This is a genomic window from Plastoroseomonas hellenica (assembly GCF_018129085.1).
Taxonomy (GTDB): Bacteria; Pseudomonadota; Alphaproteobacteria; order Acetobacterales; family Acetobacteraceae; genus Plastoroseomonas; species Plastoroseomonas hellenica.
Window position 1 is genome coordinate 1 of sequence record NZ_JAAGBB010000084.1, and the last position, 17,655, is coordinate 17,655.

Sequence of the window (17,655 nt, forward strand, 5' to 3'; positions counted from 1 at the left end):
ACCTCGTACGGCCCGATGGCTTTGTGCGCTGCGCCGAAGCGGTCGGCATGTCGGATGCGCTGGATCTCGCGGTGACCGAGCGCGTCTTGCAGGCGCTATCCACGTCCGCCGCATCCATAGCAGTCAATCTGTCAGGTCTCTCGGTACAGAGCCCGGAGTTCCGCGACGCGCTGCTCGGCATGCTCGACGCAGCGCCCGCGATTCTCCCCCGTCTTCTGGTGGAGGTCACGGAGTCCGTGGAGATCGAGAATGAGGCCGAAGCTGCACGCACGCTCGCGGCGCTGCGCGAGCGGGGCGTGAAGCTCTGCCTCGACGATTTCGGGGCAGGTGCGGCCGCCTTCCGCTACCTTCGAGCGTTTCGCGTCGACTGGATCAAGATCGACGGCACCTACGTCACGAACGCGGCGCGCTCCGCCCGGGACCGGGCATTTATCCAGTCGATGGTGACCCTCTCCGTGTCGGTCGGCGCCAGGGTCATAGCGGAGCGCATAGAGACCGAGGCGGAGGCAGCCCTCATGCGGAACCTTGGCGTGCATTGCGGACAAGGTTGGCTTGTTGGCCGCCCTGCGCCCCTGCCGCGCGCAGCGGCAGCGAAACGCGAAGGCGTCAAGGAGACCTGGGTGTAGGCCAGCGGCGCTCAAATTGCCCACCCGTCCTCTGAGGTGAGTGGTGAATGCGGATACCTTGGGCAGTCCGGGCACTCCCAGCGGGGCCACATCGCCGGACCGGCTGGTGGTGCCAAGCTGCAGCGGCGCGTATGCAATGTGATTATTATCTAGCTCAACTGTATGGTAGAATCTCGTGTGCCGGTGATCCCCGGGCCGAGAGATGACGGTCATCCGTCCGCTCCCGTTTAGACGGATGGAGCGCAAATGTGCCCGACACTCCCGTGAACGCGACCGTTCTGCTTTTGGCAGAAGACGAGGCGGTCCTGCAGACTGTGCTTGAAGCCGCGCTATCGAGTGAGGGATTCAGCGTCGTGCCGGCGAGTAGCGGCGTAAAGGCAATGGCTGAACTGGACAGGGATGACGCCCGATTTCAGGGTGTAATTGCCGATGTGCGGCTCGGGAAAGGCCCGAGCGGCTGGGACGTTGGGCGCAGAGCGCGAGAGGTCTTTCCCGCCGTCCCCGTGATTTACATGACCGGTGACAGCGCACATGAATGGTCGGCACACGGCGTGCCCGAGAGCATCGTTCTCCAGAAGCCGTTCGTGCCCGCTCAGCTGATCACCGCGATTGCGACGCTTTTGAATGAGGCGGGTACGGCTTCGGCCGCGAGCGACGCCAGAGCGAAGTCGGCGCCGACGTCTGAGGGCTGAATGCTCGGCCGCCGATCGTCGCTCATCGCTGTGCCCCCTTCCTTGTACGCCTCGCTTTTGATCGCGCACCATCGGCCGCGCGCTTGGCGACTAGGTCCGGTGCCGCCCGCGCCGGACTGCCTCGCCGGGACCGCGACGTGATGCGAGCGCTTCGGACCACGGGCGCTTTACAGATCGCCTGCGCCGGCCAGGGAGGTGTGTCCTACGTGGGCCTGAAAAGGCCGGTGATGCTATTCGGGGGCGTCCGATGCTCACTAGCATGACGCAGGGGACCGCGCGTCGTGCCCAAGCTATGCGCGAGCGCTTGCCTGCAGATCGTCTGATCGAAGGACGTCGCCCGGCACAGGCTTACCGAAGTAGTAGCCCTGCGCCTCATGGCAGCCTTCGTTCATCAGGAAGGACACCTGCTCGGCCGTTTCGATCCCTTCCGCGATCACCCGCACACCGAAGGCGCGGGCCATGCCGAGGATCGCGCGCACGATCGCCTCGGAGAAGGGGAAAACGTGCTGCAGGAGCGGCAGCGGCAGACCATCGCCGCGCAGGCGCCGCGCCGCTTCTATCTCCCCCTGCGCTCCTCCTTCTGAAGAGTTGGCCTATCCTGCAGCCGCGGATCACTGAGATTCACCGACCACCGCTCTTGATCCCTGTGCGGCGCGGGTAGCCATCGATGCTTGCTCTCACAGAAGATCACTGGCCCGCAGAAGCGGTCGCTCCCGCCACCCGGCTTCCGCCGTGCCGAGTCAAGTCGTGCGAGAGCGGAGATCGTGACGCAACCCACGTCGTCCGCGGCTGGCTCCGCAGGAGTAGTATCTCAGCTACGGCCGTCTCACGCCTGTTGATAGCGTGCAGGCGCCGCGCTGCACTTTCACGGCCGCGATCTCGTATCGCGCGGCCAGCGGTGCGGCCCGTCCACAGCCGTCGGAGGCGGGCGTCCAGACGTCTGATCTCACCTGGCGCAAGCCTTCGGTGTTCTCGGGGAACCCAAAGGCGCTCCAGCGACGGAGCCCAGCGGCGCAGGGTTGCGAGATTCCACAGTAGGTGTTGAGCATTGTCATGGGGGTGATGGAATATGTGCGTTCGAAACCCGCGGGTGGCCACCTCGCTTCGGTATGGCAGCCGCTGGAGCCGGAAGTTTCGGATAGAGGTCTGAGCGGATGTCGGAGTTCCTGCGAAGGCGCCATGCCTGCGTGATTCTGGGGATGCATCGCAGCGGGACGTCCGCCCTGGCGCAACTGCTTGCCTCCCTGGGCGCGGATTTGCCGGTGAATCTCAATCCGCCGGCGCCGGACAATCCTGAAGGCTACTTCGAGCCGGCGGCGCTGGTGGCGATCCATGACGAATTGCTTGCCGCTGGCGGCAGCGCCTGGTTCGACCTGAAGCCCTTCGCGGTTGGTGCGGTGCCGCGCGAGCAGGCGCGCGAGCTGATGGAGGCCATGGCCAAGGCCCTCCATGAGGATTATGCGGCGGCCGCGCTTCCGCTGATCAAGGACCCGCGGATGTGTCGTTTCTTCCCACTCTCGCGCGAGATCCTCGCCGTGTCGGGATTGGACTGCTCCGTGGTGCTGGCTCTCCGCCATCCCGCGGAGGTCGCCGCCTCGCTCGCCAGCCGAGACCAGATGTCGGCGACCTATGCCGGCCTGCTCTGGGCGCGTCATGTTATCGGCGCCGAGCGTGACAGCCGCGACGTGCCGAGAATGACCGTCTGCTACGGGGACCTGATGGCGGATTGGCGTCCGATCGCCGCGCGGATCAGACAGCTGCCTGGACGATGGAGCCCGTCCGATCCGGAGCGGGCGCCGTTGAAGCCGGAACTGCGGCATCACAGCGGCCTGAATGCCGCCGCTATGTTCGGCGGCAGACTCGGCTCCCTGCTGGACGAACTCCACGGCGCGCTGGCGGCGCTCGCTGTCACGGACGGCCGGGAGCAGCACGCGCGTATCGACGCCGCCGCGACCGGCGTGCTCGCCGCCGCAGTCCCGGAGGCACGACTGCTCGAAGCGGAGTTCCTACATCGCCGGCTCGCCACCGGGAATCCGCTCTGGCGGTCGAGTGATCCGCGGGCCGATCGCCAGGCGATCGCGGCGCTTTTCGACAGCCTGCACGCCGGAGGAGAGCGGGACGCCCTATCATGAGTGAACGGGTCGGATTGTTCGTCGCTGGCGTGCAGAAGGCGGGGACGACGAGCCTCGACGCCTATCTGCGCCTGCATCCTGCTCTCGCCGGCCCGTCGGTGAAGGAGACGCATTTCTTCGACGACGAGAGCATGACCTGGGACGCGCCCGCATATGAGCGCCTCCACGGCTTCTATCCGCCGTTTCGAGACGAGACATTGCGGTTTGAGGCCACGCCGGCGACCAGTTTTTGGGCGCCGGCGCTGGGGCGGATCCGCCGATACAACCCCTCGGCCCGGATCATTCTTCTGCTGCGCGATCCCATAGCGCGGGCTTGGTCGCACTGGTCAATGGAGTTCCACCGCGGAGCCGAGACGCTCCCCTTTTGCGATGCCATCAGAAGCGGGCGGCAGCGCTTCGCCGGTGCGCCGCTGGGGCCGGAATGGCGCGACTATTCTTATGTTGAGCGCGGGCTCTATCTTGGTCAGGTGCGGCGGGCTCTAATGCTCTACCCGGAGTCCCAGCTCCTCTTTCTTGACTCGCAATCGCTGTTGAACGATGCCGCCGGCACGCTCGCACGGATCGCGGACTTCGCCGGCATCGCGCCTTTTCCCGCGGTGCCGGAAATGCGGGAAAGACAAAATCCCCGGCATGGTGCGGCGCCTGATCCACGCGATGTCGCCCTCCTGAAGGACCTCTTCGCCGAGGACGCTCGAGAGGCGGTCACGCTCGCAGGCATTGATGCCGATCACTGGCCGACGCTGCGCGCCGATGCCTCTCCTTCGCCCTGCATCTGAGGTGCTGCGTGCGCGAGATGCGCCAGCGCTCCGCAGCAGGCGACGGGAAGCAGGAAGAGGTAGCGCACGTCGCAGGCGATGCCGATGAGGGCAAATGTCGCCGTAAAGGCCAGGGCAGAGGCCAGCATCGCGAGGACGGCCATGTCCCCGGTGCGGCCGGCTTTCCTGAGGCAGATCAGGCCGGCGAGCACCAACGCGATGAGCACCCAGGTCGCATTCACGAAGAGCGGCGTCTCGAACCACCGCGCTGCATATGTGTACAGTGCGACATCCTGGGGCCGAACCTCGCGTTCGAGGCCCAGCGCGGCGAGGGCTGTGTCGGGGCCATCGACGCCGAGCCACACCGGTAGGCAACGCCGCACGTCGGGAGGTGCGACCATCCATCGGAACACCGCGGCGCGATGCTCTAACCAAGCGAGCGGGTTGTCCCGCACCATGCGCCACCAATGGCCCGGCACACGGTTCATTTCCCTGAAGTAGGCCGCGACCTCACCGTTGCTCATCAGCGAGTCCACGCGGCTGGGGTCATAGTCCCGTCGGAAGGCGGTGACGATGTGCTCGGATTCCGGTGAGGTCACCGGCGAAGAGGGGAACGGTGGCCCGCCATTGGCGATTATTCCTGCTACGTCATACCGGTGCAGAACTGTCAGCCCCCACGACATGCCGCTGCCGATCGGCCGCGCCGCCGTCACTTCAATTGCGGCGTGTGTGGCGAAGTGGGCCCCCACGGCCACCAGCGCCCAGACCAGCGCGTGAGTTGCACGGCGCCGCATCGAATAGGGAGCAGGCATCATCACGCCAAGGGCGACCGCCGCGAACAACCCGACGATCAACCCGTTCTGCCGTGCCGAGGCTGCTAGCGCCCCCAGGATGGCGGCCGAAGCGACCAGCGCGATGCGGGCGCGCGGCCTATCCGATCGCTGCGCCAATATGAGGCAGGTGAAGGTGCTGAGCGACAGGTTGGCGAACAGCACATCCTTCCAGACTGTACCTTGGTAGACCAGCAACAGCGGGGTGACGAGTGCGAAGATGAGCAATGCGCCGGCCAGCCAGTTCATCGCGCTGCGTCGCTCGGTGCCGCCGACCAGCACGCATAGCGGGACATAGAACAGCGCTGAGGAGAGAACGAGGTAGAGCGCCGTGCCGGGCACGATCTGATCGAAGAAGCCGAGCAAAGCGGACATGAGCGGAGGATGCGCCCCGGCGTAGGCGCCGCTCCGGCCCTCCAGAAGCTGAATAACGGAGTCGAAGGAAAGCTGACCCGGGGCGTTTAGAGCGAGCGACACCAGCCACGTCAGCAGGATCAAGCAGCGGAGCATGTCGACCCCGTTCCGTCCACCGCCTGAGCGCGCAGATCGCTTCCCCCGGCGGGCCATGCGAAAGCCCTGTGGTTCCGGGAGCGGCTATGGAAGGGGGTTGATCCCGGTTGGTGGACCGTAGCGACGGTCCGCAGGGAGGTCTGTGGTTCCATGAGCGCCGCCTCCTGCGGGGCCTGAGCTAGGCGTGGATGCGGCAGCAGGGGGCTCTCCGGCACGCCGCGGCACTCACCGACCAACAGCATCGCGCGCCGCGCAGCGTCCAAGCGTGGCAGTGCGGGCCTCGGTCATCCGGGTGTGTTCGCGAGGGCTGCGAAGCCGGCGCCCGTCATGGCGAATGGATCGGGAATGCGTGCCCGCAACAAAGCGTCGCGCCTCCATCGACGGCGCTGGTCCCGCGGGATCGGCTGTCCGTCAGCATAACGCCCGAATGCCCACCAGTCGGAGGGGAGGCCTTCCGGCGCATTCTGCGCGAGGGCGTTGGCATACCAGGCCATGAGCTCGTCCAGTGCGCTCCCTGACGAAGCATGGCGTTCCAGCATGGCGCGGCCGACAGCGGAGAACTTTGTGAAATGGAAGAACCGAAGGGGCACGCCGGCGGCCCGGACGGTGCCGTCCTGCGCGATCTCCAGCGGTCGCCGACCGAGATTCCAGCTGGCAACATTGTAGCCGGGGTCCCGCAGTATGTAGCTGCCGGGAAAGAACACCGGCACGTGGTCGCACCAGCGCTGGTCCGTGAACAGGCCCGCCGGGATATCGTCAATGCAGTGGTCGTAAAGGCGGTCCGCCCACCAATGCGCGAAGCGGCGCCCTTCCGCGCTCCCGGAGACACCGACGAACCCAAGATTGTAGATGCCGTGCTTGAGCGCGCCGATCTCGTGGTCCAGCACGGCGGACGCTGACGTCTCCGGCTCGAGGAGATGCGGTGTGAGCACGATGTCAGACTTCGAGAGATGCTCCACGGCGGCGTTCAAAGGAGCGAAGACCGCGATGTCTGGATCGAGATAGAGGACGCGCTCTGCACCCTCTCCCAAAATGTGAAGAAGCATTGCCCCCTTCACCGCAGTGCAGGCTTCGACGACCTCGTGGCCGAACAGCCATGTGCCAACATCAGGAATCGCGAGGCTGTCCACCGGCAGCACATGATCGAATGCCCGCTCGATCGGCTTCACGGTGAAGCCTGCTGGAGGACGATCGACCAGGCAGAGCCACAGCACCCAATCGGGGTGATGACGGCGCAGGGTCTGGGCGAGCACGACGGCCCGGTCGGCATAAGCGAGCGAGGCTGAGGTGAAGCAGTGCACGGCACCTTCAACCATTGCCGCGCAAGCTCCGCTTCCTCGCCTCGGCGCTGCGGGCGAGCAACCATTCGGCGCTGGCGCCGGCAAAAACGAGGAGATGGCGAGCACGGTGGGCATCCGCTAGCAGATCGCGCAGTCCGTCGCCGGCAAACAGCTCCTCGAGTGCCGCTTCATCCGTGGCCGCGTGTCCTTGCCGTGGCGTGTTGTCGACGATGGCGCGCCAAACATTGCCTGATCGTGGATGCGTAATCACCAAGGCGCCTCCGGCGATGGCCTCGTGCGTGGTGAAGGAGAAGGTCTCAAAGCAAAGCGACCAGTTCACCACGACGTCGACTTCTTCGACGAAGACGGCGTCCGCCATCGCGGCCTGACCACCAGGGCCCACTCGGACCGGAACGTGACGGACATGCGACGTCAGCGGCAGCGCCTCGTCCATGCCGAGCTGCAGGAATTCATACCGCCCGTCGGCCGAAAAGCGCTCGGCGAGGCCGGCGAAAATATGCCAGCCCTTGTGAAAGGCACGCGCGCCCAGATGCGCGATGCGCAGCCTTTTGCGTGTGGGACGCGCAATCGGCGGCGTCGGCAGCGGCATCAGCAGGGCGGGTGGAAGGACCCCGGAAAGCTCCACCTCGATGCCTACATGACGTTTCCAGAAGTCGAGCGCGAGTTCGGATGGCGCCAGCACACAAGGGGAAGCGGCCTCAAAGAAGGCGTGGAGGCGCTTCACATGGCCCGGCCGGCCGGCACCGTGCACGCAAACCATGCATGCCGTCGAGCTTGCCGGCGGCGCACCGCAGAAGGCGATGTCGTTGCGCAGCAGGGCGGGACTTTCGCAGATCGTACCGAAGTCATGCAGCCAGAACAGCATTTGGCGCGTCCTGATGGCCTCATGGAGCGCCTGGACCTGCTCCGGAGCATGCCCCGAGAGGTGATGGACGATGCTTGCGAGCGCCGCGCTTTGCCGACCCAGTGCCTCGCAAACCTCAAGGAGCGTGCCGAAAGCGGCTGTGCCCATCAAAGTGCCATCGAGGCGCACCGAAAAACACGCCGATGGGTCGGGATCCGCCAACCGGTTCCCGGTCCTGACCGGTGCAAGATGCAGATAGCCCAGGCCTTCCGCCGCAAACCCCAGCTGCTCCGCATGGATAACGTTCTGCGCTCCGCCGCAATTCGCGGCATAGTCGTCGTGACTGAAACTCACCACCAAGGGGAACCGCGAAATTCGGGCGAGAATGTCGCGCGCCTTGGTGATGGACGGGCAGTCGGGCGGGCCAAACGCCTCGGTTCGGCGGATCCAAGCCGCGGCCAAGGTCGGCCGCCACACGGGTTCCTCGATCTGAGGCTCCGTTAGCGGCTTTTTATCGGCTTCAATCCCCCCGTTTATGGAATGGCTTGAGGCGCGATGATGACGACCAGGCCGCAACGGACGCTCATATGCAAGGAGATGATCTTCGATCGCTTCGATCGGGACCGGCGAATCCGGCGGGATCATCGCGCGCCAGTTCACCGCCTCGGGGATACGCTGGGGATTGCGCAGCACTAGTTCCGTCTTGAGGAACGGAAAGCCGCAGCGCCGGACCAGCATGCCGGCGAAATAGTGCACGGGGTTGAGCGGCAGGTCGAGCAGCTGCCGGCGCAGCGTCAATGGCCCGCCGTGCCCGCCCGCAAGCCACCTGTTCTCCGGCAATGCGGCGAACAGGGCGGCCAGATCCTCTTCGGACCGCAGCAGTTCGCTCTCCAGATCATCGTAGCTCCACAGAGCCGCGACCCGGTGGCCCCGGTCGCGCATGTACTCACTCAGCGCGATCTCGAAGCGCTGCACCACGAGCCGCTTGCTGGCGCTGAGGCGCGCCGACCGCAAGAACGAGACAACATCCGCAATCACCGCTTCGCCGCGCGCCAGAAGGAAATAGGATTGTAGATGAGGCGCGTACTGCACCCCGTCGGTCATGCCGAACAGGCCATCGCCGCCGCTCCGCATGCGCGCGAGCGGCTGGTCGAGCGGATGAAGCGGGCCGAGTATGGAGTCGTTGACGAGCAACAGCTCGTCCACCTGCTCGCAGATTCCAGGGACAAGCGTCAGGGCGTCGACCCACGCACCGAAATCGAGCCCGAAATTTCGACGATGGACGGCAAGCTCGACGACGTCGGACATTCGGGCGAAATCCGCGTCGTGGAAGTGTGGCGACGCGGAGACGAAGACGACCCGGAAGCCCAGCCGCGCATACTCGCGCAACTGGGCCAGGATCATGTCACTGATCCCCGAATGGGGGGAAAAGTGCGCATAGAGGGCGAGGGATCGCGCCTGGCCTCGCGGCTTACCGTTGTATAGGCGCAGCAATCGGCCTTCGGCGCCGGCCCAGCGTTCACGCGCGTCAATGCACGCCGTGCGGCACGAGCCCGCCAGAAGCGAGAGGCAGGACGCGGCTCTTGCGAGCGAGGAGGATAGCAGCCGGTGCAGGCGCCGCTTCCGCTTCGGCGGGCGGCGCACACGAAACGGCCTGTCGCTCAGGTCGGCCAGTGCACCTAGCCGTTGCGGGTCGCCCGCCTGGCGCGATGGCGGCATCGGTTCGCTGGGATTGCCCATCAGCTCAGAAGCGCCGCAGTGCGATCGCGTCTGTGGACTTCAGAAATGATCTTCAAGGAAGAAAAGGCATTCATCTCAGGATGGATAGGGGACGCTGCGAACAGAAACAACTCACCTACCTACAGGGCCTGTCGTTTGTCCAGTGATGTCGTTGCGCGTTTCGGGACGGGGAGAGCGTCAGGTAGTGTTGATACCTTCGGGCCGGTGTCGGGGCCGGTGCGCCGCCTCGCCGTCGCCCGGTCGATCGGAGGCAGTGATCTCGGCATCGCCGGCGTTGGCGGTGACGGCTCGCGGGCCCGCGCAGCGCCGTTGTCGGACTCGGTTGAATCCGCTACCAGCGCGATGGCGGTGCCGGATTGGGTCATTGTACAATGGATCAACTCAGCAGGTTGGAAGAGGAGGCGGTTTTCATTCTGCGGGAGACCGCAGCCCTCTTCCGGCGCCCGGTCATGCTATACTCGGTGGGAAAGGACTCCTCGGCGCTTGCCCATCTGGCTGCAAAGGCGTTTTTGCCAGCCAAGCCGCCGTTTCCACTGCTTCATGTTGATACAACTTGGAAGTTTCGCGAAATGATTCAGTTTCGCGATCGCTTTGCTGCTGCTCTCGGTTTCGATCTTCTGACGCACGTCAATCAGGAGGGGTTGGACGACGGAATTAGCCCGTTTTCCGTCGACGCGAGCACATACACCCGTGTCATGAAGACCGAAGCTCTCAAGCAGGCACTTGAATCCGGCGGTTTTGACGCCGCCATAGGCGGAGCACGCCGTGATGAAGAGAAAAGCCGCGCGAAGGAGCGGATCTTTTCGCTCCGGAGCGCGAGGCACGGCTGGGACCCGCGCAGTCAGAGACCGGAATTCTGGAGGTTGACCAATCCGCACCTCCGCACTGGAGAGACAATGCGGGTTTTCCCGTTGTCGAACTGGAGCGAGCGCGATGTCTGGCGCTATACGCTGGCCGAGGGCATCCCGGTCGTGCCCCTCTATTTCGCTCGTTCGCGGCCAGTCGTGAGGCGTGCGAATGCTCTGATCGTCGTCGATGATGGCCGATTTCCCCTTGAGCCGGGCGAGGTGCCGGAACAAAGATCCGTTCGCTTCCGGTCGCTCGGCTGCTACCCGTTGAGCGCCGCGATTGAGTCGCGAGCTTCGACGGTCTCGGAGATTGTCGCAGAGCTCGATGCTACAACCACTTCGGAACGGCAGGGAAGGTTGATCGACGGAAAAGGCGCTGCTTCAATGGAGGCCAAGAAGCGCGAGGGCTATTTTTGAATCCCCTCAGCGCAGCCTACGCCGCCGCGTTCGGGGCGACCGAGCCGGCATCGGTCAGCAGGCGCCCCCCCGCGCTCCGCGTCCTGACCTGCGGTGCCGTCGACGACGGAAAATCCACGCTCCTCGGCCGTCTTCTTTACGAAGCAGGCGCTGTCCCGGACGATCAGTTTGCCGATCTCAGATCGGACTCCCATGACTATGGCTCTGTTCAGGGCGAGGTCGACTTCGCGCTTTTGACGGATGGCCTCGAAGCGGAGCGCGAGCGCGGCATCACGATCGATGTCGCCTACCGGTACGTGTCGACCATGCGGCGGGACTTCGTCTTTGCCGATACCCCCGGCCATGAGCAGTACACCGCCAACATGGCGACAGGGGCTTCGCAGAGCGAAGTGGCCATCATTGTAGCCGACGCCGTGCGCGGATTGCGGGATCAATCCTATCGCCATGCCGCGATCTGCAGCACGCTCGGCATCCGACACGCTGTACTCGCTGTGAATAAGATGGATTGCGTCGAATTCTCACGGCAGCGCTTCGAGCAAATCGCAGAAGCATTCGCGCCGGCGGCAGCTCGTCTGAATCTCGACTGCACCGCCATTCCGATTTCTGCACGCTATGGCGACAACGTCGTGAAGCGCAGCGCGAACATGCTCTGGCACCGCGCGCCAACGCTGCTGGGGCACCTCGAACGCATTCTCCCGCGTCCAAGCGCAAATTCGTTGGGGCTGCGTCTGCCAATTCAAGGGGTCTGGCGAGACGCAGCCGGGGGCCGGTTCTATATGGGTTCGATTGCGGCAGGTCGGCTGTCGCGAGGGGATATGATCGTGGCTGCGCCAAGCGGCGCAGAAGCCGCGATTGCAAGCCTGTCTGGCGCAGCAGGGCCAACCGAAGGCGCCGATGCTGGGACGCCGGTCGCCTTCACCCTGACACCCGAGATCGATCTTGGCCGTGGTGATCTCCTATACGCCAGAGGCGAGGAACTGCGCTCTGCCGATCATTTTGAGGCCAATGTCATCTGGTTCGGCCGGGGAGCAATGTGCAGCGGGCGGGACTATGAACTGCGGCTTGGGATCAGGACGAGCCCGGTAACTGTGACGGCCATCCGTGGGAGGCTCGATGTCAAAACCGGCGAGTGTCTCGAGGCGACAGAGATCCGACGCGACGACATCGCGATCTGTGATTTGGCGACACCTGCGGCGGTCGCGTTCGATCCCTACGCTGTTTGTTCAGCGACGGGGAGCTTTCTGCTGATTGACCGGATCACGGGAGACACCGTCGCTGCCGGCATGGTTGTCCGCGCGCTCGACCGCGGCAGCGATGTTTCCCTCCAGAAGCTGACAATCGGTCGAGCGGCACGCGAGAAGCTGCTCGGGCAGACTGGCGCGGTCGTCTGGTTCACAGGCCTATCGGGCGCTGGGAAATCGACCATCGCAGACGCCGTTGAACGGAAGCTTCACAGCCGGCGCACGCTGACATTCCTGCTCGACGGCGACAATGTTCGACTTGGCCTCAATCGCGACCTCGGCTTCACGGACGCGGATCGCGCCGAGAACCTGCGCCGCGTCGCGGAGGTCGCGAGATTAATGGTTGATGCTGGCCTGGTCGTATTGTGCAGCTTCATTTCCCCATTCGCACGGGAGCGAGCGATGATCCGCGAGCGCCTAGCCGACGTTCGCTTCCTCGAGGTTTTCGTGGATGCGCCGCTCGCGCTCTGCGAGCGCCGTGATCCCAAGGGCCTTTATGCGAAGGCGCGCCGCGGCGAGCTGCGCAATTTTACGGGCATTGATTCCCCGTATGAGCGGCCGGTGTCGCCCGACCTCGTCCTCGACAGCAGTGCGCTGGAGGCCGACGCGCTGGCGGATCGCGTGTTGGAAAGGCTCATCGAGCCTTCCAAAGCGATGTGAGGCGTCCCCCTGGATGCTCCACGCTCTTGCCGGCCACCTCTCCGGCCTTGTCGCAGCGCAGCCATACCAGCCCCTACAGCCGCCGCCGTCAGCCTTTTCCGAGCACACGCATAGGGAGCGATCCGCTCTTCGCCGTCAGCTCGCAATCCCACGCCATCTCGCATGCGTGCAGCGGCCCGTGAGCCCTTCCCGAGGTGTGGCTCCTTGTCGAGTGAGCCGCCGCGCAGCGCTACGCGGAAGGCTGCCAGGTCGGCCACTGACCTTAAGGGCTCCTGTGCTTGTCCTCAGTCGTGAGGCTGCATACGCTTCACCCGGGGAACCGCAGGTCTGGTGCGAACGGAACGAGCGGACCAGCTACACGACGCGTCATAGAGCCATCGAGCACCGCAGGGCCACCGATGAAGAATCCGTACGCTGACGCGCTTGCTGCCGTACGGGTCGCCGTGGTCATTCCGTGTTTCCGCGTGAAGGCCAGGGTTCTGCCAATCATCGCGCGGATTGGACCGGAGGTTGAGGCGATCTATGCGGTGGACGACGCGTGCCCTGAGGGATCAGGTGCCTTTATCGCCGAGCACGTGAACGACCCGCGCGTGAAGGTGCTGTTCCACGCAGAGAACATGGGCGTCGGCGGCGCGACGATGACAGGTATGCGTGCCGCGGCGAATGGGGGCGCCGATATCATCGTGAAGATCGACGGCGACGGGCAGATGGATCCGGCGCTGATCCCGGACTTCGTCGGCCTGATCGCCGCGGGTGAGGCAGATTACACAAAGGGCAATCGCTTCTTCGAACCGGAGAGCGTCGCGCGCATGCCCGCCGTCCGACTGATGGGCAATGCCGGTCTGTCGTTCCTCACCAAGCTCTCGACCGGTTATTGGCATACGATGGACCCGACCAACGGCTATCTCGCTATCCATGCGAGCCTGGTGGCGTTGCTGCCGATGGAGAAGATCGCCAAGCGCTATTTTTTTGAATCGGATCTCTTGTTCCGACTGTCTATTCTCACCGCCAAGGTGGTCGACATTCCGACGGTCGCGCGCTATGAGGACGAGTGCAGTGGGCTCGTCCCGCACCGTGAGATACTTCCGTTTCTCGCCGCTCATCTCCGGAATTTCGGCAAGCGGATCCTCTACAACTATTTTATCCGCAACTTCAGTGCCGCCTCCGTAGAGCTCGTACTCGGTGCCGGGCTGCTCTTATTTGGCTTGGTGTTTGGCCTCTCGAAATGGGGCACCGACAATCCTGCATCGGCCGGCACTGTGATGCTGGCGGGGCTGCCGGTCATTGTCGGCTTTCAGTTGCTTCTCGCGGCGTTGAACTACGACATCCAGTCGGTGCCGCGCACGGCGATGCACCCGCGGCTGCGGGCGTCCATTTGGAATGGGTACTTTCTGCGCCGGGATTGCGAGTGACAGGTTGCGCCGGCGAGGTCCATGCGCGGCGTTGGATGTGCTGATCTGATACGGATCAGGCGTTTTGTCCACGGCGTGCGCCGCCAATGCCGTCCGCCGAATACGGATCTCCAGATCGGGCGTCAAAATCATCATCGTCTTCGAAACAGCGCCATGCTGTTGGCCGTCCGCATGAGGGCGGTTCGGCGCCGTCGCGATGATGTCGAAGCGCACCTCCTGGCTAAGCCTCAGCATCGTCACGCGGCGACGGAGTGGCTACGCACCGGATCCGCATTCCTGCACAACCAGTTTTGGCCGGATGACGTACGATGCGCCACGCGGTTGGCCTCAGATCCGGCGCGCCTATGAGAACGCGCGGTGGCCGTAAGCTTGGGCAAACGCGTCGCTGACTGACAGCATTCGCATGCCGCGAGCGTCAGCGTGATCTGGCATAGCCTGCCATCCGCCGAACCACCTGGCACACGATCCGCAACCAGACCCCTGAAGCCGAAAGCCCCGTCTCCCGGTGCCGGTGCGAACCGAGCGCCTGGGTGGCACCTGTCGGCAGGCGATCGCCTAACTCCCTGCTTTCGGCACTCCGATGCAGGCAGTGCCTGCACCTGCGCCTGATAGGAGCTGACACCGGCCATCCGGCTCAACCCACGTCTGATCATGCAGGCGGCCCGCAGCCTGGGCCCGTAGGAGCCGCTCCCCGGCGCGTGCTGGGTAAAGCCCGGGGAGGCGCGGCAGTACTCGGTGGTTCTTGTTTGGCTTCGAGCAGGCCGCTTCCGCTGACCTGCCGGCTCGCACAGAGGGGAAAACCCGAAAGCCTGACCAGCGTTGAATCGGCCTCGCATCGGAGGCGGGTCATGGCCAAGACGTCGGCCAAATCGATGACGACGACGAAGCGGGTCGCGCGGCGCACAGCGCCGCAGGGCCCTGGTGTCATCGGCTCGGCCGAGCTTGTGGGCGCCAGGCGAGTGCCAATGCCAGGCTTCGTCGAGCCGGCCCTGGCGACGCTGGTCAAGGCGCCGCCTGTTGGCCCCGCGTGGATCCACGAGGTTAAGTTCGACGGCTACCGCCTTCAGGCGCGGATCGAAGGGGGGCGGGTGACGCTGCTGACGCGAAGTGGCCTCGACTGGACCGAAAAGTTCGGCGATCGCTTGACTGGCGCTCTCGCGGCGTTGCGGGCAGAGCGCGCCATTCTTGATGGCGAGTTGGTTGTCGAAGATGGAGAGGGCCGATCGGATTTTGCCGCTCTCAAGAAGGCCCTGGGCGAGGGCAGCACCGAACGCATGCTCTACTATGTCTTCGATGTGCTTTATCTCGATGGCTATGACACGCGGGTACTGCCACTGACCCGCCGACGCGCTCTGGTGGATGAGCTGCTCCGTGAGCGGGCGGACCCGATCCGATACAGCGAAGCATTCGATGATCCCGGCGCCGCCGTCTTGAAGCACGCCTGCCGGCTCGCGCTTGAGGGTGTCGTGTCGAAATCATGCGACCATCCCTACCGCTCGGGCCGTGCTGGGATCTGGGTGAAATCGAAGTGCTCCTCCCGACAGGAACTCGTCATCGCCGGCTACGTCCCGTCGACCGTTTCCCCATCAGCGATCGGATCTCTTGTCTTGGGGGCCTATGAGCAGGGTCAGCTCAAGCATGTCGGGCGGGTGGGAACAGGCTTTACGCAGGCCATGGCACGAGACCTTTATCGGCGCCTCGAACAGCGGCGCGCTGAGCGCAGCCCATTTGCTGGCCGGCTGCCGGTCGACGCTCGGCGGAACGTACGCTTCGTCCGGCCGGATCTGGTCGCGGAAATCGAGTTTCGCGGCTGGAGTGGTGACGGCCTTCTGCGGCACGCCTCCTATCGCGGGCTGCGAGAGGACAAGGATGCCCGCGAGGTGATGATCGAGCTCCCGCAGCGCCTATCAAACGTAGAGCCGGTCAGAACGCGCTGCGAACCGCCATGAAAGCCATCGACCCGCACGGCAATTTCGTCGACACCGACCAGGTTTGGTGGTGGCAGCTCCCTGACAGCGCGAGCCCGGCCGAGGTACGGCAGGCTTGCTATCGGAATGCGGTCGCTGAGGTCGCATGCGCGAGTAAGGTTGCCGAGGTGCGCGGGGCTATCACCGAGGTTCTCGCCGCCTATGCATGGGTTGTCCAGCGCGAAGGACGCAAGGCACCTCGCAAGCGTGGCGAGCTCCGCGTGCACGCATTGCTCGACTGGGCTCTGATCAATCGAGACTCAGACGTGCAGAAGGCGTCCGACCGCCTATGGCGTGAGGTGCTCCGGCATCATCGGGCGGAGTGGGAAGCCGAGACTCGAACGCTCATGGAGCGCTGGAATGATCCTGCTTCGCCGCTCCACGGCCTGCGCCGACGGATGCAGGGCGACGGGGAGGAGGGGTAAGGAGGCGCGATCTGCGCCGCATGCCTTGCATCTGCGGTATGGCGGACGTTGAGAAGGAGCCTTGGCACTTCGTCGAGGCCCAAGACCCGGCTGGAAGCCGCAATGCCTCCGAGCTGGACATGTCCCGAGCAGGTCTGGTGACGGCTTGACCGAGCGCACGCGTGATCAGGGTTCGCGCCTGGCGGTAGGCAAAAGCGGGATCCCTTGCGGCGAAACCGCTGCGGCCCAGGTCATTTTGGCTGCCGGCAGATCGCGTCCCAGCGCGGCAAGCACACCGGCATAAGATTGCCGCACTCATCTTGCCGCCGGTGAATTCCCGCGGCGGTATACAAGTTTACGGAGGTGCAAGACTCCTGTCCTTACGCTGCTCGCGTTCAGCAAGCCGCAGTGGTGCTTATGATTCGTTCGATCCAGCTTCGTCTTATCGTCGGCTTCGCCGCCGTGGCACTGTTCGCCTGTGTCGGTCTGTCGGCCTGGTCGTGGCTGCAGATGGAAGCGCGGCATTCCGCAGCGGCCGAGGCGGCGTTGGAGGCGGGCCGGTCCGCTCTCGGACGAGCCTTGGACCTTGAGCAGCGGCGCCAGCTTTCGATCGCACGCAGTCTCGCCGTGCTGGAGCCTGTCATCCGCGCGGTCGCGACCGCCGACCGCACGGCCACCCTGAATGCATTGGCTCCAAGTTTTCAGGCGCTGCATCAGGCCAACGATGCCACGAATGTCTCCGTGGTACTCCCCACAGGCATCATCCTCATCCGCGCTCATCAGCCCGACACCTTCGGCGACGACGTCAGCGGCCGGCGGCAGGACATGATCGCCGCGATGCGGGAAAACCGGGAGAGCACCGGCATCGAACAGTTGCCGGCTGGTCCGGCGGTCGCCGCGTTGGTGCCGGTCCGCCAGGACGGCCGCGTGGTCGGTGTCCTCAACATAGGCACGGTCTTCAACGCCTCGCAGCTGAACCGGATACGCGCCGAGACCGGCCTGGACATCGCGATGCATGTCGTGCGGGGGGACGGCGTTCGCACGGTTGGCGCCACTGAAGGCTACCGGCGCGTCGCCAACGACGAGGAGCTCCGGGCAGCCCTGGCGGGGGAACGTGTGTCGCGCCATGGCAGCCTTCAGGGACGGCCGATGATGCTCCGCCTCGTCAGACTGGAGAACTCGACCGGGCAGGCCGTCGCGGTCGCCGAGATCCTTCTGGACCGCGGCGCCGCGGAGGCGGAGGCCGCAGGAGAGCGGGCCTGGATGGCAGGGCTGG

At 64.9% G+C, this 17,655-nt stretch carries 14 protein-coding genes; 10 read left to right on the forward strand and 4 right to left on the reverse strand.

Annotation, left to right across the window (positions count from 1 at the left end):
- Both GXW71_RS32525 and GXW71_RS32530 read left to right on the forward strand, forming a co-directional pair.
- Positions 1-626, forward strand: a 626-nt coding sequence (locus GXW71_RS32525; protein WP_211857802.1) for an EAL domain-containing protein, incomplete at its 5' end; no start/stop codon positions are given.
- Positions 627-874: 248 nt separating this feature from the next.
- Positions 875-1,318: a response regulator gene (locus tag GXW71_RS32530; protein ID WP_211857811.1), complete on the forward strand. Its 444-nt coding sequence runs from the start codon at positions 875-877 to the stop codon at positions 1,316-1,318.
- Between the two features lie 290 nt (positions 1,319-1,608).
- Here the strand turns inward: GXW71_RS32530 and GXW71_RS32535 are convergent, their stop codons facing one another.
- A complete protein-coding gene (locus tag GXW71_RS32535; protein ID WP_211857813.1) occupies positions 1,609-1,797 on the reverse strand; it encodes an EAL domain-containing protein in 189 nt (62 codons plus the stop codon).
- Between the two features lie 783 nt (positions 1,798-2,580).
- Here GXW71_RS32535 and GXW71_RS32540 point away from each other — a divergent pair.
- Both GXW71_RS32540 and GXW71_RS32545 read left to right on the forward strand, forming a co-directional pair.
- Positions 2,581-3,450: a sulfotransferase family protein gene (locus GXW71_RS32540; RefSeq protein WP_211857821.1), complete on the forward strand. Its 870-nt coding sequence runs from the start codon at positions 2,581-2,583 to the stop codon at positions 3,448-3,450.
- Positions 3,447-4,226 carry a sulfotransferase family protein gene (locus GXW71_RS32545; protein ID WP_211857823.1) on the forward strand — a complete coding sequence of 260 codons (780 nt, stop codon included), beginning with the start codon at positions 3,447-3,449 and terminating at the stop codon, positions 4,224-4,226. Before GXW71_RS32540 ends, GXW71_RS32545 begins: the two co-directional genes overlap by 4 nt.
- Here GXW71_RS32545 and GXW71_RS32550 read toward each other — a convergent pair.
- The 3 genes from GXW71_RS32550 to GXW71_RS32560 form a co-directional block, all read right to left on the reverse strand.
- Positions 4,178-5,533, reverse strand: coding sequence for a hypothetical protein (locus GXW71_RS32550; protein WP_211857825.1), 1,356 nt, complete (start codon positions 5,531-5,533; stop codon positions 4,178-4,180). The genes GXW71_RS32545 and GXW71_RS32550 overlap by 49 nt on opposite strands.
- A 296-nt stretch (positions 5,534-5,829) precedes the next feature.
- A complete protein-coding gene (locus tag GXW71_RS32555; RefSeq protein WP_211857826.1) occupies positions 5,830-6,861 on the reverse strand; it encodes a hypothetical protein in 1,032 nt (343 codons plus the stop codon).
- Positions 6,854-9,430, reverse strand: coding sequence for a rhamnan synthesis F family protein (locus GXW71_RS32560; RefSeq protein WP_211857828.1), 2,577 nt, complete (start codon positions 9,428-9,430; stop codon positions 6,854-6,856). Before GXW71_RS32560 ends, GXW71_RS32555 begins: the two co-directional genes overlap by 8 nt.
- A 371-nt stretch (positions 9,431-9,801) precedes the next feature.
- Between GXW71_RS32560 and cysD the strand changes: the two genes are divergently transcribed.
- The 6 genes from cysD to GXW71_RS32590 form a co-directional block, all read left to right on the forward strand.
- Entirely contained in the window at positions 9,802-10,695 is an 894-nt protein-coding gene (gene cysD, locus GXW71_RS32565; protein WP_211857830.1) for a sulfate adenylyltransferase subunit CysD, read from the forward strand.
- Entirely contained in the window at positions 10,692-12,596 is a 1,905-nt protein-coding gene (gene cysC, locus GXW71_RS32570) for an adenylyl-sulfate kinase (RefSeq protein ID WP_211857831.1), read from the forward strand. Before cysD ends, cysC begins: the two co-directional genes overlap by 4 nt.
- Before the next feature lie 398 nt (positions 12,597-12,994).
- Positions 12,995-14,008 carry a glycosyltransferase family 2 protein gene (locus tag GXW71_RS32575; RefSeq protein ID WP_211857840.1) on the forward strand — a complete coding sequence of 338 codons (1,014 nt, stop codon included), beginning with the start codon at positions 12,995-12,997 and terminating at the stop codon, positions 14,006-14,008.
- A gap of 848 nt (positions 14,009-14,856) precedes the next feature.
- A complete protein-coding gene (gene ligD, locus GXW71_RS32580; RefSeq protein WP_211857842.1) occupies positions 14,857-15,957 on the forward strand; it encodes a non-homologous end-joining DNA ligase in 1,101 nt (366 codons plus the stop codon).
- The gene (locus tag GXW71_RS32585) at positions 15,954-16,400 is read left to right on the forward strand and encodes a hypothetical protein (RefSeq protein ID WP_211857844.1); all 447 of its coding nucleotides are present in this window, start codon (positions 15,954-15,956) and stop codon (positions 16,398-16,400) included. Before ligD ends, GXW71_RS32585 begins: the two co-directional genes overlap by 4 nt.
- Before the next feature lie 396 nt (positions 16,401-16,796).
- On the forward strand, positions 16,797-17,655 hold an 859-nt coding region (locus GXW71_RS32590; protein WP_211857846.1), incomplete at its 3' end, for a cache domain-containing protein.